This window comes from Marinobacter sp. (assembly GCF_033722735.1).
Lineage (GTDB): Bacteria > Pseudomonadota > Gammaproteobacteria > Pseudomonadales > Oleiphilaceae > Marinobacter.
The window spans coordinates 41308-62459 of sequence record NZ_JAWVYN010000017.1 but is presented as its reverse complement, the minus strand read 5'-3'; the positions used below and the strand labels follow the sequence as shown (position 1 = coordinate 62459).

The following is a 21152-nucleotide window of genomic DNA, read 5'->3' as shown; positions in this document are numbered from 1 at the left end:
GACCCACCCCTTCGAAGCCACCGCGATGCAGGACCTGCACGACTATTTTGACTGGATGTACTTCGCCAACTAGGTATGGTCACTGACAGGCGCCGTTGACCTTCCGCACACCAACGGCCCCCTTCACTCCAAACAACCTTCGATCGATGCGGACGGGAGTTACTCTCCCGCCCGCAACCTGGTCCAGACACTGCGCCCGGTCATCACCGCCAGCACTTCCAGCAGCGACAGCACGCCGCGGTCGTGTTGCCGGGGCGCCTTGCCCTTGCCCATTCGGCCCAGTTGCCGGGTGTACCAGCTTACTTCCATCAACGCTAGATCGTCGACAAATCGGATACCGGTCTTGATCGGCTTGACGGCACTGACCACCGGCTCGCCAGCCAGGATACGCGCCGGCATTGCCGGCTCCACCGCGAGTGGTCGGGCAATGCCCACCAGGTCCGTGGCACCAGATTCGATGCCCTTCGCCATCCCTTCGCTGGTGCGGAACCCGCCAGTCACCATCAGCGGTACGTCCACCTGCTGCCGCACCTTCTCGGCGAACTCCAGGAAGTAGGCTTCCCGCGCCACGGTGCTGGCCTTGGTCCCTTTTGCCATGGCCGGGCTCTCATAACTGCCGCCGGAAATCTCCACCAGGTCGATGCCCAGCTCCGCCAGGCGCTCAATTACCGCCAGCGACTCCTCTTCGGTGAACCCTCCCCGCTGGAAGTCGGCAGAGTTGAGTTTGATGCCCACACAGAACCGCTCGGAGGTTGCCGCGCGGATGGCCTGGTACACCTCCACCACAAACCGCATCCGGTTCTCCGGGGTGCCGCCCCAGCGGTCATTGCGGCGGTTGTGGTGGGGCGACAGGAACTGGCTCACCAGATAACCGTGAGCACCGTGAATCTGCACACCCTGGAAGCCAGCCTGCTCTGCCAGGGCCGCGCTGCGGGCAAACCGATCGATGATGTCCTGGATCTCCGGCTCCGTCAGCGCCCGCGGCGTGGCGAACATGCCGCGCATGTCTTTGCGAAATGGCACCGCACTGGGAGACACCGGGTCTTTGTTGAGCATGCGCGGGCTCTGCTTGCCGGGATGGTTGAGCTGCATCCAGATGTGGTTGCCGTTGCGACTGCCGGCCTGGGCCCATTGCTTGAGGCGGTCCATGTCCCGATCATCCTCCAGCACCACATTCTGCGGTTCACCGATGTGGCGACGGTCGATCATCACATTGCCGGTGATCAGCAGGCCGGTACCACCATCCGACCAGGTGCCGTACAGCGTGGCCAGGTCCTTGGTCACCCGGTTGTCGACGGTACCCAGGGTCTCGCTCATGGCGGACTTGGCAAATCGGTTCGGCAGGACTGCGCCATTGGTTAGTTGCAGGGTCTGCCCCAGCAGTTGTGCTGCGCTCATATTGACTCCGTGGCTCACTTTCAGTTCGACAATCATCAAACTATTTCATGTTTCGATAGTTGTCAAACTTTAATACAATACCAGGAATATGGACACCAACAGACTGGGACACTTCATGGTCAAAGCACGCCAAGATGAGCGATTGAGCCGGGCCTTCAAGGCGCTATCCAACCCGACCCGTCTGCGCATCTATCAGCAGGTCAAGAACAAACCAGCGGATGAGCTGACCGACACCGGCTGCAAACTGGTGGATTTCATCAACTCGCTGAAAGTGGGGGCGCCGACGGTCTCTCACCACATCAAGGAGTTGGTGAATGCCGGTCTGATTCGGGTGGAGCGGCAGGGGAAGTTTATGACCTGCTATCTGGAAGAAGAGATGCGGGAGGAGTTGCGGCGGTTTTTGGAGTGACCAGGGACTTTCTGCATAAAGACTTGTAGCCTGTTAGAACGTGCCTGCGGTTGGCGAAGGGGCTTTTCCGCCGGCCTCTAAGGTACATCCATGTACCTGTCGGCCACCGCGACGTCCTGTCGCTGCTACAAAGCCCCTTCGCCAACCGCTCACGAACCATTACGATATATCCAACTGACTCGTTGTAATTCCTGCCCTGACTGCTCAATCAATGGCAGAAATCGCCCTGAGATATCACCGATGCCAAGTTGGGGCTGGTGGGGGGTGTTCTGGAGCAGCGGCATGGATGCCGCGGAGGCCGACAGGTACAGGACGCACCTTAGAGGCCGGCGGAAGAACACCCTCCACCAGCCCCCGGCACCACACAATCAGGCTACAACAGCCAGAAATCAAAGCAGCAAGTGCCGAATATCCCCCAACAACTCACTCAACCGAGTTGTAAACCGGGCCGCATCCGCCCCATTCACCGCCCGGTGATCGTAGGACAGGGACAGCGGCAGCATCAGCCGAGGCTGGAAGGCACTGCCATCCCACACTGGCTTCATCGCCGCCTTGGACACCCCAAGGATCGCCACCTCCGGCGAATTCACGATTGGCGTAAACGCCGTGCCGCCGATACCGCCCAGGCTGGTGATGGTAAAGCAGGCGCCCTGCATTTCCGCCGGCTTCAGCTGCTTGTCCCGGGCCTTCGCGGCCAGCTCCGCCGCCTCCTCGGCCAGCTCCCACAGGCCCTTCTTATCGACGTCCCGGATCACCGGCACCATCAACCCAGCCGGCGTGTCCACCGCAATCCCGATGTGGATGTACCGCTTGCGAACCAGCTCTTTCTTCTCCAGATCCAGTGACACATTGAACTGGGGCAGGTCCGCCAGCGCACGGGCACAGGCCTTGAGCATGAACGGCAACGGCGTCATCTTCACCCCGCGTTTCTCGCCTTCGGCCTTCAGCCCCTTGCGGTAGCTTTCCAGGTCGGTGATGTCGGCATCATCAAACTGGGTGACGTGGGGCACGTTCAACCAACTGCGCTGCATGTTGTTGGCGGTGGCCAGGTGCAGCCGGGACATCGGCTCCCGCTCAATCTCGCCAAACTGGCTGAAGTCCGGCAGCTTGATGCCGGGAATACCCGCGCCAGCGGAAACCGCGCCGCCTTCCTGCACCTGCTTGAGCTGCTGCTTGATGTAGGCTTCCACGTCTTCCTTGAGGATACGGCTCTTGGGCCCGCTACCCTTGACCCGGGTGAGGTCCGCGCCCAGTTCCCGGGCCAGCTTGCGCACCGCCGGTCCGGCGTGCACTCGGGTGCCCGGTGCCGGCAACTCGCTGCTGGTCTGCACCGGTGCTTCTGCCGACCCGGAGTCGGCGGCAGGCTTTGTTTCGGCCGGTGCGACCTTTTCTTCTTTCGCTGCCGGCGCTGGCTCGGTCTCAGGCTCTGCTTCGGTGTCACCCCCCTCAGAGACCGTCATTTCCGCCAGACTGTCTCCCTCAGAGAGCGTATCGCCTTCGCTCACCAGGACCTTGTCCACTTTGCCGGCAAACGGCGACGGGATTTCCATGGTGGCCTTGTCGGATTCCACCGTCACCAGCGGATCGTCCACCTCAACGGTGTCACCCTCACTGACGTTGATCTCGATCACCGGTACATTATCGAAACCGTCCAGGGCAGGCACCTTGACGGTTTCCGTGCGGGAGCCCCCGGCCTTGGGCGCCGGCTTGTTCTCCGCCTTGGGCGGTTCCGGTTCCGCCGCCTGCGGTTCGGGCTCCGCCTCGGCGGACTCGGACGCCGACTCGCCTGCGGCAGCCAGCGTGCCAATCACGTCACCCTCGCGGACCTTGTCGCCCACCTTGACCGAGATCCCGGTGATCTTGCCCGCCGCCGGTGACGGCAACTCCACGGTGGCCTTATCGGATTCCACCGTCAGGATCGGGTCCTCCTCCTCGACCGAGTCCCCGTTACTGACATTGATTTCGATCACCTCAACCTCATCCGCGCCGCCGAGGTCGGGCACCTTGATTTCCTGTTCACTCATGACGACCTCCTCAGCTCTGCACCGGATTCGATTTGTTGCGATCAATACCGTACTTGCGCATCGCTTCCAGCACGACGTCTCCTTTCACTTCGCCATCAGTGGCCAGGGCCGACAACGCGGCAACCACGACATGGTAACGGTCCACTTCGAAGAAACTCCGCAGCTTCTGGCGGGTGTCACTGCGCCCGAACCCGTCGGTGCCCAGGGTGACGTAGGTCTTTGGGATGTAAGCCCGCAGTTGCTCGGAGTGCAGCTTGATGTAGTCGGTGGAGGAGACCACCGGTCCCTGTTGCTTCTCCAGGCACTGGGTGATGTAGGGCTGCTTCGCGGTATCGTCCGGGTGGTAACGGTTCCAGCGATCAATGTGTTGGCCGTCCCGCGCCAGCTCGTTGTAGCTGGTGACACTCCAGACATCACTGGCCACGCCAAAGTCGTCCCGCAGCATTTCTGCCGCCGCCCGGACCTCGTTCAGGATGGCGCCGGAACCCAGCAGCTGTACCCTGGATGCCTTTTTCTTGCCCTTGAGCTCAACGGATTCGAGCAGATACATCCCCTTGATGATGCCATCTTCAACCCCCTCGGGCATGGCCGGCTGCTCGTAGTTCTCGTTCTCGATGGTGAGGTAGTAGAAGACGTTCCTGTTGTCCTCGAACATCTCCTTCATGCCGTGGTGCACCACCACCGCCATCTCGTAGCCATAGGCCGGATCGTAGGCCTTACAGGTGGGAATGGTGTTGGCCAGGATATGGCTGTGGCCGTCCTGGTGCTGGAGCCCCTCCCCGTTCAGGGTCGTGCGCCCGGCAGTACCGCCGATCAGGAACCCTCGGGCCTGGATGTCACCGGAGGCCCAGGCCAGATCGCCCACCCGCTGGAAGCCGAACATCGAATAGAAGATGTAGAAGGGGATCAGCGGGAAATCGTTGGTGCTGTAGGAGGTGGCGCAGGCCATCCAGGCGGCCATGGAGCCGTCCTCGTTGATGCCCTCCTCCAGGATCTGGCCCTTCTTGTCCTCCTTGTAGTACATGATCTGGTCCCGGTCCTGGGGCACGTACTTCTGGCCTTCGGAAGTGTAGATCCCCAGTTGCCGGAACATGCCTTCCATGCCGAAGGTCCGCGCCTCATCCGGCACGATGGGTACGACCCGCTTGCCGACGCGCTTGTCCTTGGTCAGCGCGGTGAGCAGGCGGACGAAGGTCATGGTGGTGGACACTTCGCGGCCACCGGAGCCTTCCAGCACGTTCTTGAAGATGTTCAGCTCGGGAATCTGCAACGGCTGGCTGTCCTTGCGACGCTTGGGATAGAAGCCCCCCAGGTCCTGCCGGCGCTTGCGCATGTAGACCATTTCCGGGCTGTCCGGCGCCGGGCGATAGTAGGGAACATCTTTCAGTTCCTCATCCTTCAGGGGCACGGCAAACCGGTCACGGAAGCTCTTCAGCGTATCGATGTCCAGCTTCTTCAGGGAATGGGTGGTGTTCTGGGCCTCCCCGGCGGCTCCAAAGCCATAACCCTTGATGGTGTGAGCCAGGATCACCGTCGGCCGGCCACCGTGGTTGTTCACCGCATGGTGATAGGCGGCGTAGACCTTGTAGGGGTCGTGACCACCGCGGTTCAGGCGTGCGATGTCGTCATCCGAGAGGCCTTCCACCAGCTTGGCCAGCTCCGGGTACTTGCCGAAGAAGTTCTTGCGGGTGTATGCGGCGCCGTTGCTCTTGTAGTTCTGCAAGTCGCCGTCGCAGACCTCATCCATGGCGCGCTGCATGACGCCGTCCTTGTCTTTCTCGAACAACGGGTCCCACATCCGGCCCCAGACCACCTTGAGCACGTTCCAGCCGGCACCGCGGAAGACCCCTTCCAGCTCCTGGATGATCTTGCCGTTGCCCCGCACCGGCCCGTCCAGACGCTGCAGATTGCAATTCACCACGAAAATCAGGTTGTCCAGCTTCTCGCGACCCGCCAGGGAAATGGAGCCCAGGGTCTCCGGTTCGTCGCACTCACCGTCGCCGATGAAGCACCAGACCTTGCGGTCCCCCATATCGATCAGCTCACGGCTGTGCAGGTACTTCATGACATGCGCCTGGTAGATGGCCTGGATCGGCCCCAGCCCCATGGAGACGGTGGGGAACTGCCAGTAGTCCGGCATCAGCCAGGGGTGGGGATAGGAGGAGAGGCCGTTGCCGTCCACCTCTTCACGGTACTTGTCCAGGTGCTCCTCGTCGAACCGCCCCTCCAGGTAAGACCGGGCGTAGATGCCTGGTGCCGAGTGGCCCTGAAAATACACCAGGTCGGATTCGCGTTTCTCGTCACCGCCGTGGAAGAAGTAATTGAAGCCAACGTCGTAGAGGGTGGCTGCGGAGGAGAACGAAGAGATATGACCACCGAGTTCACCCGGCCGCTGGTTGGCCCGCATCACCATGGCCATGGCGTTCCAGCGGATCAGCGACCGGATCCGCCGCTCCATGAACAGGTCACCGGGCATGCGGGCTTCCTGGGTGAGTGGAATGGTGTTACGGAACGGCGTGGTGATGGAATAAGGCAACTCGGTGCCATCACGACTGGCGCGCTCGGATAGTCTCTCGAGAATGTACTTGGCACGGTCTACGCCTTCCTGCTCAATCAGAGACTCCAGCGCATCCAGCCATTCGCCGGTTTCTACGGGATCTTCGTCCTGGTACATCCAACCCTCCCCTCGATAATTAGGAATACTGCGCACAACGGCGCTGAACATCAGTTGTTATTCACCTAAAGAGCATGACTGTGATTTTGCGGCCCTTGTGGGATGTGGCATGGGGCGACACCTGCATACAGCATAGATCAGTCTCCCCAGGTTGCCCCGCAGCGGCGGTATTGGGTGCGATGCGGGCGCTCGCAGGGCCAACCCGCAGATGTTGTTTTATTACTACCCAAGTCGCAGGATAGTTCCTGACATTTGTCATTGAGCGGCAATAAAACCGAGAAGTTCGCCATATTTTTTACGAGAATGACGTATTTTTATTAAACTCACAAGACCATTCAGACCAATGTCGTACCTCCTTCGCCCCCATTACTTAAAGCACTAAACGAATTTCCGGCCGCCCTACAGGAAGCCCGGGAACCCGGCGGCCCATCAGCCCAGCCACAAAGGGCCCATGTTCGCCAGACAGATCATCCACTTACCGAAAATCATTCATTAGACCTGAAAATATTTTGGGTTTTCTGTATACTCGTCTGCCCGTTTTTTAATCAGCGGCCTCGGTGGGCTCTCCACCAGCCTTTTCCATTTTCTTCTTCTTTTAATTCAGAGGGCGATCTATGAATTCCATCGTCACCTTTCCGAACCGCATTCCCACCGTCGAGTTCGAAGAGCGGCGCTTTCAGGTCTATACGGACCGCCAACTCGACAAGATCGAGGCCATCCAGCAACTGCCGGAGGAAACCCTGTTCGAGATGCGGGTTGTCGCCAGCGTGCTGCCATTCCGGGTCAACGAATACGTCATCAACGAACTGATCAACTGGGACAAGGTTCCCAACGACCCGATCTACCAACTGGTCTTCCCGCAAAAGGGCATGCTGAAGGATGAGCACTACGAGCGCATGGCCAAGCTGCACCGCGAGGGGGCTGACAAGAAGCTGATCCAGTCCGTCGCCAAGGAAATCCGTGACGAACTGAACCCGCACCCCGCCGGCCAGATGCAGATGAACATGCCGGAACTGGATGGCGAGGTACTGGATGGCGTCCAGCACAAGTATCGCGAGACGGTGCTGTTCTTCCCGGCCCAGGGGCAGACCTGCCATTCCTATTGCACCTTCTGTTTCCGCTGGGCGCAGTTCGTCGGTGACAAGGACCTGAAAATGGCCAGCACCGAGGCAGAAAAGCTGCACGGCTACCTGAAACAGCACACGGAAGTAACCGACCTGCTGGTTACCGGTGGCGACCCGATGGTGATGAAAACCAAGAACCTGGTTCAATACCTGGAGCCGCTGCTGGCGCCGGAGTTCGATCACATCCAGACCATCCGTATCGGCACCAAGGCGCTCACCTTCTGGCCGTACCGCTTCGTCACCGACAAAGACGCCGATGAGCTGATCGACCTGTTCGCCCGTTTGGTGGATGCCGGCAAGCACGTGGCCATCATGGCCCACTACAACCATTGGCAGGAGATCACCACCGACATAGCGGAAGAGGCAATCCGCCGCATCCGCTCCACCGGCGCCGAGATCCGCGCCCAGGGCCCGTTGATCAAGCATGTGAACGACAATGCCGACGACTGGGCCAAGATGTGGAAGAAGCAGGTCAAGCTGGGCATCATCCCCTACTACATGTTTGTGGAGCGGGACACCGGCGCCAAGGCCTACTTCGAGCTGCCGCTGGCGGAGGCCTACCAGATCTACCGTGAGGCCATGAAGCAGGTCTCCGGCCTGAGCCGCACCGCCCGCGGCCCGTCCATGAGCGCCGGCCCGGGCAAGGTGGAAGTCCAGGGCATCACCGAGATCAACGGCGAGAAGGTGTTCGTGCTGCGCTTCCTGCAGGGCCGCAACCCGGACTGGGTTCAGCGTCCGTTCTTCGCCAAGTACAGCGACACCGCCACCTGGCTGCACGAGCTGGAGCCGGCCTTCGGGGAAGAGAAGTTCTTCTTCGAGGACGAGTACGATGAGATGCGCAAGGGGAACGGCTAAGCCATAGCCACCTTCTGCACCCTAGAAAAACCGGGCTTTCGAGCCCGGTTTTTTTTGCTTTCAGGGGGCTGCCTTAAAATAGCGTTCAAGCAGGAAAGGGTCGTCAAAATGGCGGCGTCCGGTGAAGGCCACCGCATGGCGCCCCCACTGACGCATGGCACCGGCGGAGGGAATGCCCGCGGGCCACAGCAGCCAGCGCTCGGCACGCTCGGAACCCGGGACCATGCCACCGCTGTCGAACAACCTGCCTCCGGCGTAGCTTTGGCCGCGCAACGCCTGGTAAGGCTCCAGGCGGTAGGGCTCGCCGGCATCACGGCGATCATCGCCCCCCACGTCGACCAGGTGGTGCTCCCGGCTGCTCAGGTACAGGATGGGAAGCCCCTGCCGCCGGCCAGTGGTGCCGACCACCCACAGCGGCTCCCCATTGACGGGGTTTTTGGTGTCGCCCGCCCCCTTCACTTCCAGCCCCCCGTCCACCAGCAGCCACTGGTGGTAACAGCCGCAGGCGTGCATGTAGTCGTAAACCAGCGGCTGCCCTTCCGCCCCCAGCGTCACCCGCCAGACAAAGCCGTCCAGGGCCCCGGCGTAGATATCGAGACGGCCTTCTTTGGGACGGGCGGGAAACCAGACGGTATACACCAGCTGCGGCAGCACCTGACCGTGCCTGCGGGTGTAGGCCAGCAGGGTGTAGACCACGGGCTCGGACAACATCCTCAGCTCACCCGCCAACCCGCGGCCGGGACGACCGGGCAGGTCATTCAAGTCATGGGTTTCGACGGCAAACGTGGGGGCGAACCGCTGAAACAGCGCCCGCAATTCCTCGGCGGCAAAATCCGGAACCCCCAGGGCACTGCGCCGCCTTGCCGACGCGACCAGTGCACCAACGTCGATGCCCGGGGAACCGGCAGCAGGCCGGTAATACTGCCACGGCGCGCTGGACCGGTAGTTGCCGAAGGACTCCCGCAAGTCGCCCATAATGGCCGAGGCCCGCCAGTTCATTACTGGGGCTACCAGCGGATATAGCCCAAACACCCTGGCGGCGGTGCTGTAGCTGTCGGGAACGGCCTTGGCTGCCTCCAATTCAGGCCAAAGCCCCGGGCTGGCCTGTAACCGATCGATGGCTTGTTCGCCACAGGCCCTCAGCCCCTCGATTCGCTGCCGGATGGAATCTGCCTGCCCTTCCGCTTCCTGCTGCCAGGCTTCGACGGCCTTCTGGTGGGCGCGTTGCAGCCATTCCCGCTGCTGTTCCCGGGACAGTGCCGTAAACTCAAAACTGGCGAGGAAGCGGTCGACTCTCAGGTAGGGAAAGCCGGGGGGAGACCAGGCTTGGGCGTCGAAGGTGCCAGTCTGCTCGATATGGGCTTGCCACCCACGGAACTGAGCTTCGCATTCTGGCGTGGTTGCCTCGCTGGGAGCGGCGTCGTAGCGATAGGTCGCGCAGCCAGAAATAACCAGCAGGAGGCAGCATACCAGGATCAGGATAGCGGCTCGCCAGTTCATTGCGGTGCGTCCGTTGCTGGGGGCGTTTGCGGGTTAGAGCCTCGGGGGGTGCAGTTTGTTCCTTTGGCAGCCTGCTGAGTTCAGTGCAGAACCTCGATGGGCCACCGGGCTTCAGTGGTTATGGTGATATCGACGCTCGGCAACGATCTGCCGGACGCAATCAAGAACCAACCAATCAATATCTGGAGGCACCGTGAGAGGCTTGCAGGGAATTCGGGGAGTCGGGGTAGCGGGCCTTTCGGAACAGGGACAGGGAAGTCCCGATAGCGAAGCCGGCACAAGGACGTGCCGTCTTCGCGGTGGAGAAAGGCCCACCACCCCGGCGACCTTTCCCCAAACCAGAAATTCAGTGCATCAAGGTATAAAGTTTCCGTCGATAAGTCCGAACATCGGGATTCCCGTTCCCCAACTTATCGAACAACTCAATCAACGTGGTCTTGGCAACCCCATCCTTGTAGCCGGCATCCGCCTGCATCAGGCGAATCAACAATTCCATCGCCTGGGCATTCTCTTCCTTCAACACATGCTGCAACGCCAACTGGTGCAAGGCCGCCGGATCCTTGGGGTTCACCTCCAGGGTTTTCTCCAACTCCGCCACCGGCGGCAACTCCCCCGCTTGCTTGATGAACTTGATCCGCGCCGCCAGCTGTTTGGCCTGGGTTTGCATCTTCTCTTCCGGAGGCAGGCTTTCCAGCACCTGCTCTGCCGTCTCAATGTCCCCCAACTCGGCCTTCAACTGGGCGATATCGATAAGCACCTTCAGGTTATCCGGGTCCTTCTGGTTCATTTCGGAGAGGAGGGCCAGCGCGCCTTCCACATCGCCCTGCCCCCAGAGCCGATGCGCCTTCTCGTAGGGATCCTCCGCCGGCGCTTCCACGTGCTTGGCCAGCACCGCACGGATCTCACTTTCCGGCAGGGCACCGTTGAAGCCGTCCACGGCCTGGCCGTCCTTCACCAGAATCACCGTGGGCAGGCTGCGTACGCCCAGGCTGGCAGTCAGTTGCTGCTGCTCATCGGCGTTGACCTTGGCAAGCTGGAACTGCCCCTGGTATTCATCGGCCAGCTTTTCCAGAATCGGCATCAACTGCTTGCAGGGGGCACACCAATCCGCCCAGACATCGATCAGGATGGGCGTCTGGGATGAAGCCGTCATCACCTTGTCCTGGAAGTTTTCCATGGTGGCTTCAAAAATGTGGGGCGAATTGCTCATGGTCTGCACCTGATCCGTCTGACAAAGAAAAAAGATACCCCTAGAGTGATGGCATTGGCGGGAATTTCAAGGCCTCCAGGCCCCTGTCGTTGACAATTTCCCCAACCATTTCCTTGAAATACCTCCAGGAGACGTTACATAGCAAGGAAAGAGCCGCCAACGACACCTGGCTGCGGACTGTAACTCGTATTCAACGGACAGAAGCCAACACCTGATGAGTAACGACAACAGTAATGACGTTCTTGAGGATGTGACCGAATACATCGGCAAAGAAGAGAACAGCAAGGGCCTGGCCCTGCCCCAACAGCTGATGCCCCGGCGCATGTACATTCTCCCGGTCTCCAACCGTCCCTTCCTGCCGGCCCAGGTACAGCCGGTCATGGTCAACCGGGACCCGTGGGAAGAAACCCTCAAGCGAGTCGGCGAAACCGACCATCAAGTGCTGGGCATCTGCTACGTCGACAACCCCACCGCTGAGAATGCCATTCCCGACAGCGGCGAGTTGGAAACCATGGGTTGTGCGGTGCGGATTCACCACGTCCAACGGGAGGACCAGCGCATCCAGTTCATTGCCCAGGGTCTGCAGCGGGTTCGCATTGTCCAGTGGCTCCGTCGCAAGCCACCCTACCTGGTGGAGGTGGAGTACCCCGATCCTCCAGAGGAGGCACCCGACGAGCTCAAGGCCTACACCCTGGCCATCATCACTGCCATCAAGGAATTGCTGCGCACCAATCCGCTCTATGGCGAGGAGGTTAAGCAATACCTGTCCCGCTTCGGCCCGGACGACAGCTCGCCCCTGGCGGATTTTGGCGCCTCCATGACCGGCGCCCCCGGCTCGGAGCTGCAGGATGTGCTGAATACCGTGCCCCTGCTCCGGCGCATGGAGAAAGTGTTGCTACTGATGCGCAAGGAGCTGGAAGTCGCCCGGCTGCAGGCGGAAATCAGCGAAGAGGTGAACGACAAGGTGCAGAAGCACCAGCGGGAGTTCTTCCTCAAGGAACAGCTCAAGGTGATCCAGCGGGAGCTGGGCATTGCCAAGGATGACAAGACCGCCGATGCCGAGCGCTTCGAGCAGCGCATGGCCGAGCTGGATCCGCCGGAACATGTGCGCGGCCAGTTCGACGAGGAACTGCAGAAACTGCAGATGCTGGAGCAGGGCTCCCCGGAATACGGCGTCACCCGTAATTACCTGGACTGGCTGACCCAGGTTCCCTGGGGCAAGCATTCCCAGGACCACTTCGATCTGGCCCAGGCCCGGAAAATCCTCGACCGTGACCACGATGGGCTCGACGACATTAAGGAACGGATCGCCGAGTTCCTCGCCGAGGGGACCTTCAAGGGCGAGGTATCCGGTTCAATCTTGCTGCTGGTAGGCCCGCCGGGGGTGGGCAAGACCTCCATTGGCCATTCCATTGCCGATGCCCTGGGCCGGGAATTCTACCGCTTCAGTGTCGGCGGCATGCGGGATGAGGCCGAGATCAAGGGGCACCGACGCACCTACATTGGCGCCATGCCGGGCAAGTTTGTGCAGGCGCTGAAGGATACCAAGGTGTCCAACCCGGTGATCATGCTGGATGAGATCGACAAGATCGGCGCGTCCTACCAGGGCGATCCGGCCTCGGCGCTGCTGGAGACCCTGGACCCGGAGCAAAACCGGGAGTTCCTGGATCATTATCTGGATGTGCGAATGGACCTGTCCAAGGTGCTGTTCATCTGTACCGCCAACCAGCTGGACACCATACCCCGGCCGCTGCTGGACCGGATGGATGTGATCCGCCTGTCCGGTTACATCACGGAAGAGAAACTCGCCATTGCCAAGCACTACCTGTTGCCACGACGGCTCAAACAGGCCGGGTTGTTGAAGAAACAACTCAACATCACCGATGCCGCCCTGAAACAGGTGATCGATGGTTATGCCCGGGAAGCCGGGGTCCGCAACCTCGACAAACTGATTCACAAGATCATCCGCAAGGGCATCGTGAAACTGCTGGATGCCCCGGACACCCCGGTCAAGGTGGGCGTGTCTGACCTGGCCAGCTACCTGGGACAACCGTTGTTCAAGAAGGAACGGGGGCTGAAAGGTGTTGGCGTGGTCACTGGCCTGGCCTGGACCGCCATGGGCGGGGCCACCCTGAGTATCGAGGCCTCCCGCATCCACACCAACCACCGCGGCTTCAAGCTCACAGGCCAGCTGGGGGATGTGATGAAGGAGTCGGCGGAGATTGCCTACAGCTACATTGCCTCCAACCTCAAGCGTTACCGTGGCGATGCGGCGTTCTTCGACAAGTCCTTCGTGCACCTGCACGTTCCGGCCGGGGCCACGCCCAAGGACGGTCCCAGCGCTGGCATTACGATTGCCACGGCACTGCTGTCCATCGCCCGCAATGAGCCACCGCGTCAGAACGTGGCGATGACCGGCGAGCTGACCCTGACCGGTCAGGTGCTTCCCGTGGGCGGCATTCGCGAGAAGGTGATTGCCGCCCGGCGCCAGAAGATCAGCACCCTGGTGTTGCCAGAGGCCAACCGGGGGGACTACGACGAGCTACCGGATTACCTGAAGGAAGGGCTGGAAGTGCACTTTGCCAAAAACTTCGGGGAGGTGTTTCAGGTTTGTTTTGAGGACAAGCCTCGGAAGAGGGCCAGCGTTCATTAATGGACTTTGGTTGGGGGGAGGTCTTCGAGGAGGCGGGGCTTCTTCCACCGCTTAGACGGTACGTCCCTTTACCGGCTAAGCTACCGGGACATCCTTGTCCCTGTTACAGAACCCCCGCCTCCTCGAAGCCCCAGACACTGAGTTAACTGGAACCACTTGATGGCCACGCCAGGCTCTGGGCCTTCGGGGGCGGGTAGCCTTGCGAAACAGAGACAGCGGTGGAGCAAGGCCAGCCGCCCCGAAGGCTCTCTCCCAAGCAGTAGGCCCGATAAGAAAATCAGGGAGTTACTTCTTACCGTTCCCGGATTCCTTCCAGCCATCCTCCCGCAGCACCGATCCCACATCGAGCACCGGCGACGCGTCGATCTTGTCGGCATCCATCATGTTCGCCACCCGCTGCAGCGACGAGATGATCATGGTCTGCTCCCACTCCTGCAGGCTCTGGAACTTCTCGATGAACTCCTCCTGCAGGGGCTGGGGCGCACGCGCGAGAATGTCCGCGCCCTCCTCGGTCAAGTGAGCATGAACCTTGCGCTTATCCTGGGTACTGCGCACCCGGTACACCAGTTTGCGGTGCTCCAGCCGGTCCAGGATGGTGGTGACGGTGGCCTGGCTCAGGCTGACCTGTTCGGCAATGGTACCGATGGTCACCTCACCCAGGTCGCGGATGGTCCGCATGATCAGCAGCTGCGGGCCCGTCAGGCCGGCATGTTTGCTCAGCCGCTTGGAATGCAGATCCGTTGCCCGGATGACCCGTCTCAGGGCCACCAGGACCTGTTCGTAATTGTTCACGGTACTTCCCCAATCCGCCCCGTCAAAAGGGCTCGAATTATAGGCGTTGAACTTTTCCGAGTACAAAGCCTTTTGACCCGACACGTCGCTACACTCTCCTTCCAGCTCATCGGCAGCACGGCCCGCCAGAAACCCGCCTTTCTGGATCGGAAGCCATCTACGATGGAAGCTCCGGCTGCATTGTTTGCACAGCCAACAATATTTACACCACTAACTATTAGAGGTCTTTATTCCAGCGATTGCAAGCGATGAAATCACCGCCTGACGGGACACACTGCAGCCGCCATTTCGGCCGCGACTGTGCTAAGGTCTGCAGGCATCTGATCCCCAACCAATAAATGGAACGGCTCATGACAGAGAAAACACCCGCTGCCAACCTTCCGACCACCCCGATCACCGTGTTTGGCCTGCTGGTGTTTCTGCTGACGGTGTTGACGGTCCGTCCCGTACTGGCGCAAGACAGCGAACCTGAGAAAGCCGACGCCAGTGACGTGGCGGAGCGCATCGAGACCCTGGAAGAGCCCCTGTACAACCCGTTTGTCGAGCGCTACCTGCTGGATGAGGTGAAAAGCCTCCGCAGCGACCTGCAAAACACCCGGGCAGAGCTGATCGAGAAAGTGGTCGACAAGGAGCTGTCGGTGGCCGACAAGACCATGTCCTATGCCACTGACACCGTCACCTACTTCTTCTACCTCATTGCCGGCGCCACCTCGATCTTGGTGGTGATTGGCTGGAACTCCATCCGGGACATGCGACACCAGCTCACCACCCTGGCGGAAAAACGGGTCAACGAGCTGGTGATCGAATACGAGAAGCGGTTGAAAGCCATTGAAGAGCAACTGCAACAGAAATCCGACATCATTCAGCAGAACCAGGACGAGATTGAGCGCACAAACGAAGTGCACTCGCTCTGGCTTAAGGCCAGCCAGGAAACCTCCCAGCAGAACAAGATTGCCGCCTATGACCAGATTCTGGACCTGCGCCCGGACGACGTCGAAGCGCTCAGCTACAAGGCCGACGCGGTGCTGGAACTGCAGGAGCCACTGTGGGCCATCAGCCTCTGCCTGCGGGCCCTCAAACTGGCGCCGGACAATGGCCACGCTCACTACCAGCTGGCCTGCGCCTACGCCGAGATCGGGCGCTGGGAAGATGCCGTCAATACCCTGGCCCGCGCCATCGACATCTCCGAGGCCTACCGTGATGACGCCTCGGTGGACCCCAGCTTCTCGCGGTTACGGGATTACGAGAACTTCCGGGCCCTGGTATTCCCGGAGCAGGCAGACAGCGACTGACATCGTGGTACAGCCCGTGCGGCCGGCTTCCCTAGCCAGAGGTCGTGTTTTACCGAGGCCCGGACGTACTGACTTCCAACGCCCAAACCGCTCTCTGGCTGGCTTGACAACTCAGAGGCCGTAGTGTTTGTTTAAATCGTTGAGAACAAAAGGGAGTCTCCGAAAACGCCTGTATTGCCCCACCGGGCGCAGGAGCGTTTCGGTGAGGCCCGATAATAAACCTGACCCAACGTAGGACAGAACCAATGAGAACTCCTGTTAAAAAAATCGTAACCGCTGTGGGAACATCCATCGCGCTGATGGCAGCCGGTCACGCTTCGGCAGAGATCAAGATCGGGATTGCCGGCCCCATGACCGGTCCGGTTGCCCAATACGGTGACATGCAATTCTCTGGCGCCCGCATGGCCATTGAGCAAATCAACAGCAATGGCGGCGTGATGGGCGAAATGCTGGAAGCCGTGGAAGTGGACGACGTCTGCGACCCGAAACAGGCGGTGACCGTTGCGAACCGGCTGGTCAACGAAGGCGTTCGGTTCGTGATTGGCCACCTGTGTTCCAGCTCCACCCAGCCGGCTTCCGACATCTATGAGGATGAAGGCATCCTGATGGTTACCCCGGCCTCCACCAGCCCGGACATCACCGAGCGCGGCTACGAACTGGTCTTCCGCACCATCGGCCTGGACAGCATGCAAGGCCCGGTGGCCGCTCGCCACCTGATCAGCCAGAACCCGGAACGGGTCGCCATCGTCCACGACAAGCAGCAGTACGGTGAGGGCATCGCCAGTGCCGTCCGCGACACCTTGGAGGAAGCCGGCGTGGAAGTGGCGATGTTCGAAGGCATCACCGCCGGCGACAAGGACTTTTCCTCACTGATCACCAAACTCAAGCAGGCCGATGTGGACTATGTCTATTACGGCGGTTACCACCCGGAACTGGGCCTGATACTGCGCCAGGCACGCCAGGCTGACCTGGATGCCGTCTTCATGGGCCCCGAAGGGGTGGGCAACAAGGACATCAACACCATCGCCGGCGATGCCGCCGAGGGCCTGCTGGTGACCCTGCCGCCGAGCTTCGATGAGAAAGAGGAGAACCAGGCTCTGGTTCAGGCCTTTGCCGAAAAGGGTGAAGACCCCTCCGGTCCGTTCGTACTGACCTCCTACGCCGCCGTCCAACTGGTGGCCGAAGGCATCGAGCAGGCCGATTCCTCCGATCCATTCGACGTGGCCGAGGCCCTGCGTTCCGGCAGCTTCGACACCCCCATCGGTACCGTTCAGTATGACGACAAGGGGGACCTGCAGTCGTTCGAGTTCGTCGTCTACGAATGGCATTCAGATGGCAGCAAAACTCCGGTAAACTAAGCCGCTATCGTTAACAAACGGTAATGAAAATGAGAACACCTTCTCACCGCGATCCGGGAGAAGGTGTTTTTCTAGGGTCCTCACAAATTCCTGGGCACGGTTGCCGGCACCCTGGCAGGTTGTGCCCGGAATAGGTCGGGAGCGGGTAGTCGGAGTCCCTCTAACATGCAAGATCTCCTGTATTTCTTACAGCAGCTAATCAACGGGCTGACGATAGGAAGCGCTTACGCCCTCATCGCCATCGGCTACACGATGGTGTACGGCATCATTGGAATGATTAACTTCGCCCACGGCGAAATCTACATGATCGGCGCCTACACCGCCCTGATCACGATTACCGGCCTGGCCAGCCTGGGCATCGCCTGGCTGCCACTGGTGCTGTTGGTGGCGCTGATTTGTGCCATGCTGGTCTCCAGCTCCATGGGCTGGGCCGTCGAACGGGTTGCCTATCGCCCGGTACGGGGACGGCATCGCCTGATCCCACTGATCTCCGCCATCGGGATGTCGATTTTCCTGCAGAACTACGTTCACCTGGCCCAGGGCTCCCGCAACATCGGTTTTCCCGCACTCATCGATGGCGGCTTCACCTTCGGCGCGCCGGATTCCTTCCAGACCTCGATTTCCTACATGCAGATCACCATCTTCATCACCACCCTGATCTGCATGACCCTGCTGTCGTTGTTCATCTCCCGCTCCCGCATCGGCCGGGCCTGCCGGGCGGTGTCCCAGGACCTGGGCATGGCCAGCCTGCTGGGCATCGACACCAACCGCATCATCTCCGCCACCTTCGTGATCGGTGCCGCCCTGGCGGCGGTCGCCGGGCTGCTACTGGGCATGTACTACGGCTCCATTGACCCGCTGTTCGGCTTCATTGCGGGCCTGAAAGCGTTCACCGCGGCAGTGCTCGGCGGCATCGGCAGCATTCCCGGCGCCATGCTGGGCGGCCTGATTCTGGGCGTGTCGGAAAGCATGACCTCCGGCTACCTCAGCGGTGAGTACAAAGACGTGGTGTCCTTCGGACTGCTGATCCTCATCCTCCTGTTCAAGCCCACCGGGCTCCTGGGCAAACCGGAAGTGGAGAAGATCTGATGGCTGCGCATAACCTCAAACACGCGCTGTTTTGCGCCATGGTCACCCTTGTCATCGCCTACCCGATCCTCGGCCTGAACCTCGAAGCCGAGGGCACCCAAGTCATCCTGGAGGGCGCCGATACCCTCACCGTCGTCTCGGTATTGGTTGCCGCCCTGGCGGTCTTCCTGTTCCAACTGTTCCGTGACACGATCATGGGCTCCCTGGGCAAACTGCCCGCCATCAACCCGTTTGCCCATCGCGAGCCGATGGAGCAGAACAAGCGTCAGCGACTGGAAACCATCGCCCTGCTGATCCTGGTGGCGGTGGCCCTGGTCTGGCCCTTCTTCGTGTCCCGGGGGTCGGTCGACCTGGCCACCCTGGTACTGATCTACATCATGCTGGCCCTGGGCCTGAACGTGGTGGTGGGGCTCGCGGGCCTGCTCGACCTGGGTTACGTGGCCTTCTACGCGGTGGGCGCCTACACCTTTGCCCTGCTGCACCAGTATTTCGGGGTATCGTTCTGGGTCGCCCTGCCCATTGGCGCCCTGCTGGCGGCCACCTTTGGCTTCCTGCTGGGCTTCCCGGTGCTGCGGTTACGGGGCGACTACCTGGCCATCGTCACCCTGGGTTTCGGTGAGATCATCCGCATCCTGCTCAACAACATGACCTGGCTCACCGGCGGCCCCAACGGCATCGGCGGCATTCCCGACCCCACCGTGTTCGGCATGGAATTCGGCCGCCGGGTCAAGGAAGAGGGCAATGTCTCCTTCCATGAGATGTTCGATGTGGCCTACAGCGGCAGTCACAAGATCATCGTGCTGTACCTGATCGCCCTGGTGCTGGCGCTGTTTACCGCCCTGGTGATTCGCCGGTTCACCAAGATGCCGGTCGGGCGTTCCTGGGAAGCGCTGCGGGAAGACGAGATTGCCGCCCGCTCCCTCGGCCTGAGCCGGACCGCGGTCAAACTGTCCGCCTTCACCATCGGCGCCTTCTTTGCCGGCTTCGCCGGTACCGTGTTCGCGTCCAAGCAGGGCTTCATCAGCCCCGAGTCCTTCGTCTTCCTGGAGTCCGCCATCATCCTGGCGATTGTGGTTCTGGGGGGCATGGGGTCCCAGCTTGGCGTCATCCTGGCGGCCGTGGCCGTCATCATCCTGCCGGAACTGGCCCGTGAGTTCTCCGAATACCGGATGCTCATCTTCGGCGCCGCCATGGTCCTGATGATGGTCTGGCGTCCACAGGGGTTGCTGCCCATGCGCCGGATCCACATCGAACTCAACAAGCAGGAGTGACGCAGAATGCTTGAAGTACGCAATCTGTCCATGCGGTTCGGCGGACTCCTGGCGGTGGACCAGGTCTCGCTGGACGTCCAGGAACACGAAATCGTCTCCATCATCGGCCCCAACGGTGCCGGCAAGACCACGGTTTTCAACTGCATGAGCGGGTTCTACCGCCCCACCGGCGGGCAGATCCTGTTCGAAGGGCGGGAAATCCAGGGCAAGCCCGACTACAAGATCTCCCGCCTGGGCCTGGTCCGGACGTTCCAGCACGTGCGGCTGTTCAGCAAGATGACGGTGGTGGAGAACCTGCTGGTGGCCCAGCACCGTCACCTCAACACCAACCTGATTGCCGGCCTGATCAAGACCCCCAGCTACCGCCATCGGGAGCAGCAGTCCCTGGACCGGGCCGCCTACTGGCTGGACCGGGTCGGGCTGCTGGACATGGCCAACCGGGAAGCCGGCAACCTGGCCTACGGCCAGCAGCGGCGGCTGGAAATTGCCCGCTGCATGGTGACCGAACCCAAACTGCTGATGCTGGACGAACCGGCCGCCGGCCTGAACCCGGCGGAAACCCGGGATCTCAACCAGCTCATCATCAGCCTGAAGGAAGACTACAACGTCTCAGTGGTGCTGATTGAGCATGACATGAGCCTGGTGATGGAAATCTCCGACCGTATCAATGTCATCAACCAGGGCCGCCCCCTGGCCAGCGGCACGCCGGACGAAGTCCGCCAGAACGACGACGTTATCAAAGCCTATCTGGGTGAGGCCTGAACCATGTCCATGCTAGTACTCGAAGATGTCCATACCCACTACGGCAAGATTGAGGCCTTGCACGGCGTGTCCGTAGAGGTGAACAAGGGCGAGATCGTCTCGCTGATTGGCGCCAATGGCGCCGGCAAGACCACGCTGCTGATGACCATCTGCGGCAACCCCCGGGCCACCTCCGGCCGGGTCATCCTGGAAGGCCAGGACATTAGCCGGCAGGCCACCGCCAACACCATGCGATCGGGCATTGCCATCGTTCCGGAGGGCCGACGTATCTTCTCCGGCCTGACCGTTGAGGAGAACCTGCACATGGGCGGGTTCTTCAATACCAAGGCGGAGATCCGCAAGAGCCAGGAACATGTCTACGAGTTGTTTCCGCGGCTCAAGGAACGCCAGCATCAACGGGCCGGTACCATGTCCGGTGGCGAGCAGCAGATGCTTGCGATCGGGCGGGCCCTGATGAGCAAGCCCAAGATGATTCTGCTCGATGAACCCTCCCTGGGCCTGGCGCCCCTGGTCATCAAGCAGATCTTTGAGATTGTCGGGCAGTTGCGGGATGAAGGGATCACGGTCTTCCTGGTGGAGCAGAACGCCCACCAGGCGCTCAACCTGGCCGACCGGGGCTACGTGCTGGAAACCGGCCGCATTCGTCTGCACGATACCGGCGCCAATCTGCTGGCCAACCCTGATGTGCGCAACGCCTACCTCGGAGGCTGAAGCGGTTGGGCACAAAAAAACCGGGTGCCA

The 21152-nt window shown here is 60.9% G+C and carries 15 protein-coding genes; 9 read left to right on the top strand and 6 right to left on the bottom strand.

All coding sequences use genetic code 11. The features are described 5' to 3' along the window. Window positions 1-159: 159 nt before the first annotated feature. Complete coding sequence (locus R3175_RS13195; protein WP_318944784.1) at window positions 160-1398, bottom strand: NADH:flavin oxidoreductase/NADH oxidase family protein; 1239 nt, start codon at window positions 1396-1398, stop codon at window positions 160-162. Window positions 1399-1513: 115 nt separating this feature from the next. Between R3175_RS13195 and R3175_RS13190 the strand changes: the two genes are divergently transcribed. Then, window positions 1514-1807 carry a metalloregulator ArsR/SmtB family transcription factor gene (locus R3175_RS13190; protein ID WP_318944783.1) on the top strand — a complete coding sequence of 98 codons (294 nt, stop codon included), beginning with the start codon at window positions 1514-1516 and terminating at the stop codon, window positions 1805-1807. A 389-nt stretch (window positions 1808-2196) separates the two neighbouring features. On the opposite strand, the gene aceF is transcribed toward R3175_RS13190, so the two are convergent. After that, window positions 2197-3831 (bottom strand): dihydrolipoyllysine-residue acetyltransferase, encoded by a 1635-nt coding sequence (aceF, locus tag R3175_RS13185; RefSeq protein WP_318944782.1) that lies wholly within the window; start codon window positions 3829-3831, stop codon window positions 2197-2199. Window positions 3832-3841: 10 nt separating this feature from the next. Further along, window positions 3842-6505, bottom strand: a complete 2664-nt coding sequence (gene aceE, locus R3175_RS13180) for a pyruvate dehydrogenase (acetyl-transferring), homodimeric type (protein WP_318944781.1) — start codon at window positions 6503-6505, stop codon at window positions 3842-3844. A 614-nt stretch (window positions 6506-7119) separates the two neighbouring features. Here aceE and R3175_RS13175 point away from each other — a divergent pair. Then, a complete protein-coding gene (locus tag R3175_RS13175) occupies window positions 7120-8484 on the top strand; it encodes a lysine 2,3-aminomutase (protein WP_318944780.1) in 1365 nt (454 codons plus the stop codon). A 60-nt stretch (window positions 8485-8544) separates the two neighbouring features. Here the strand turns inward: R3175_RS13175 and R3175_RS13170 are convergent, their stop codons facing one another. Both R3175_RS13170 and trxA read right to left on the bottom strand, forming a co-directional pair. After that, a complete protein-coding gene (locus tag R3175_RS13170; protein WP_318944779.1) occupies window positions 8545-9984 on the bottom strand; it encodes a hypothetical protein in 1440 nt (479 codons plus the stop codon). 346 nt (window positions 9985-10330) lie between these two features. Continuing rightward, entirely contained in the window at window positions 10331-11194 is an 864-nt protein-coding gene (gene trxA, locus R3175_RS13165) for a thioredoxin (RefSeq protein WP_318944778.1), read from the bottom strand. Window positions 11195-11408: 214 nt separating this feature from the next. Here trxA and lon point away from each other — a divergent pair, with 214 nt between their 5' ends. Then, on the top strand, window positions 11409-13847 hold the full coding sequence (gene lon / locus R3175_RS13160; protein ID WP_318944777.1) for an endopeptidase La: 2439 nt from the start codon (window positions 11409-11411) through the stop codon (window positions 13845-13847). A 285-nt stretch (window positions 13848-14132) separates the two neighbouring features. Here the strand turns inward: lon and R3175_RS13155 are convergent, their stop codons facing one another. Beyond that, window positions 14133-14639, bottom strand: coding sequence for a MarR family transcriptional regulator (locus tag R3175_RS13155; protein WP_318944776.1), 507 nt, complete (start codon window positions 14637-14639; stop codon window positions 14133-14135). A gap of 350 nt (window positions 14640-14989) precedes the next feature. Here R3175_RS13155 and R3175_RS13150 point away from each other — a divergent pair, with 350 nt between their 5' ends. From R3175_RS13150 to R3175_RS13125, 6 genes are all read left to right on the top strand, one after another. Beyond that, on the top strand, window positions 14990-15931 hold the full coding sequence (locus R3175_RS13150; protein WP_318944775.1) for a tetratricopeptide repeat protein: 942 nt from the start codon (window positions 14990-14992) through the stop codon (window positions 15929-15931). 245 nt (window positions 15932-16176) lie between these two features. After that, window positions 16177-17289, top strand: a complete 1113-nt coding sequence (locus R3175_RS13145) for a branched-chain amino acid ABC transporter substrate-binding protein (RefSeq protein WP_318944774.1) — start codon at window positions 16177-16179, stop codon at window positions 17287-17289. A gap of 165 nt (window positions 17290-17454) precedes the next feature. Continuing rightward, a complete protein-coding gene (gene livH / locus R3175_RS13140; protein ID WP_318944773.1) occupies window positions 17455-18378 on the top strand; it encodes a high-affinity branched-chain amino acid ABC transporter permease LivH in 924 nt (307 codons plus the stop codon). After that, window positions 18378-19649 (top strand): high-affinity branched-chain amino acid ABC transporter permease LivM, encoded by a 1272-nt coding sequence (locus R3175_RS13135; protein ID WP_318944772.1) that lies wholly within the window; start codon window positions 18378-18380, stop codon window positions 19647-19649. The genes livH and R3175_RS13135 overlap by 1 nt, the downstream gene beginning before the upstream one ends. Before the next feature lie 6 nt (window positions 19650-19655). Further along, on the top strand, window positions 19656-20411 hold the full coding sequence (gene livG / locus R3175_RS13130; RefSeq protein WP_318944771.1) for a high-affinity branched-chain amino acid ABC transporter ATP-binding protein LivG: 756 nt from the start codon (window positions 19656-19658) through the stop codon (window positions 20409-20411). Window positions 20412-20420: 9 nt separating this feature from the next. Next, window positions 20421-21122, top strand: a complete 702-nt coding sequence (locus R3175_RS13125; RefSeq protein ID WP_318944805.1) for an ABC transporter ATP-binding protein — start codon at window positions 20421-20423, stop codon at window positions 21120-21122. Window positions 21123-21152: the final 30 nt, after the last annotated feature.

Excerpts from the sequence above, each read along its gene's own strand:
- R3175_RS13195 (WP_318944784.1), bottom strand. The coding sequence starts at position 1,398 with ATGAGCGCAGCACAACTGCTGGGGCAGACCCTGCAACTAACCAATGGC.
- R3175_RS13190 (WP_318944783.1), top strand. The coding sequence starts at position 1,514 with ATGGTCAAAGCACGCCAAGATGAGCGATTGAGCCGGGCCTTCAAGGCG.
- aceF (WP_318944782.1), bottom strand. The coding sequence starts at position 3,831 with ATGAGTGAACAGGAAATCAAGGTGCCCGACCTCGGCGGCGCGGATGAG.
- aceE (WP_318944781.1), bottom strand. The coding sequence starts at position 6,505 with ATGTACCAGGACGAAGATCCCGTAGAAACCGGCGAATGGCTGGATGCG.
- R3175_RS13175 (WP_318944780.1), top strand. The coding sequence starts at position 7,120 with ATGAATTCCATCGTCACCTTTCCGAACCGCATTCCCACCGTCGAGTTC.
- R3175_RS13170 (WP_318944779.1), bottom strand. The coding sequence starts at position 9,984 with ATGAACTGGCGAGCCGCTATCCTGATCCTGGTATGCTGCCTCCTGCTG.
- trxA (WP_318944778.1), bottom strand. The coding sequence starts at position 11,194 with ATGAGCAATTCGCCCCACATTTTTGAAGCCACCATGGAAAACTTCCAG.
- lon (WP_318944777.1), top strand. The coding sequence starts at position 11,409 with ATGAGTAACGACAACAGTAATGACGTTCTTGAGGATGTGACCGAATAC.
- R3175_RS13150 (WP_318944775.1), top strand. The coding sequence starts at position 14,990 with ATGACAGAGAAAACACCCGCTGCCAACCTTCCGACCACCCCGATCACC.
- R3175_RS13145 (WP_318944774.1), top strand. The coding sequence starts at position 16,177 with ATGAGAACTCCTGTTAAAAAAATCGTAACCGCTGTGGGAACATCCATC.
- livH (WP_318944773.1), top strand. The coding sequence starts at position 17,455 with ATGCAAGATCTCCTGTATTTCTTACAGCAGCTAATCAACGGGCTGACG.
- R3175_RS13135 (WP_318944772.1), top strand. The coding sequence starts at position 18,378 with ATGGCTGCGCATAACCTCAAACACGCGCTGTTTTGCGCCATGGTCACC.
- livG (WP_318944771.1), top strand. The coding sequence starts at position 19,656 with ATGCTTGAAGTACGCAATCTGTCCATGCGGTTCGGCGGACTCCTGGCG.
- R3175_RS13125 (WP_318944805.1), top strand. The coding sequence starts at position 20,421 with ATGCTAGTACTCGAAGATGTCCATACCCACTACGGCAAGATTGAGGCC.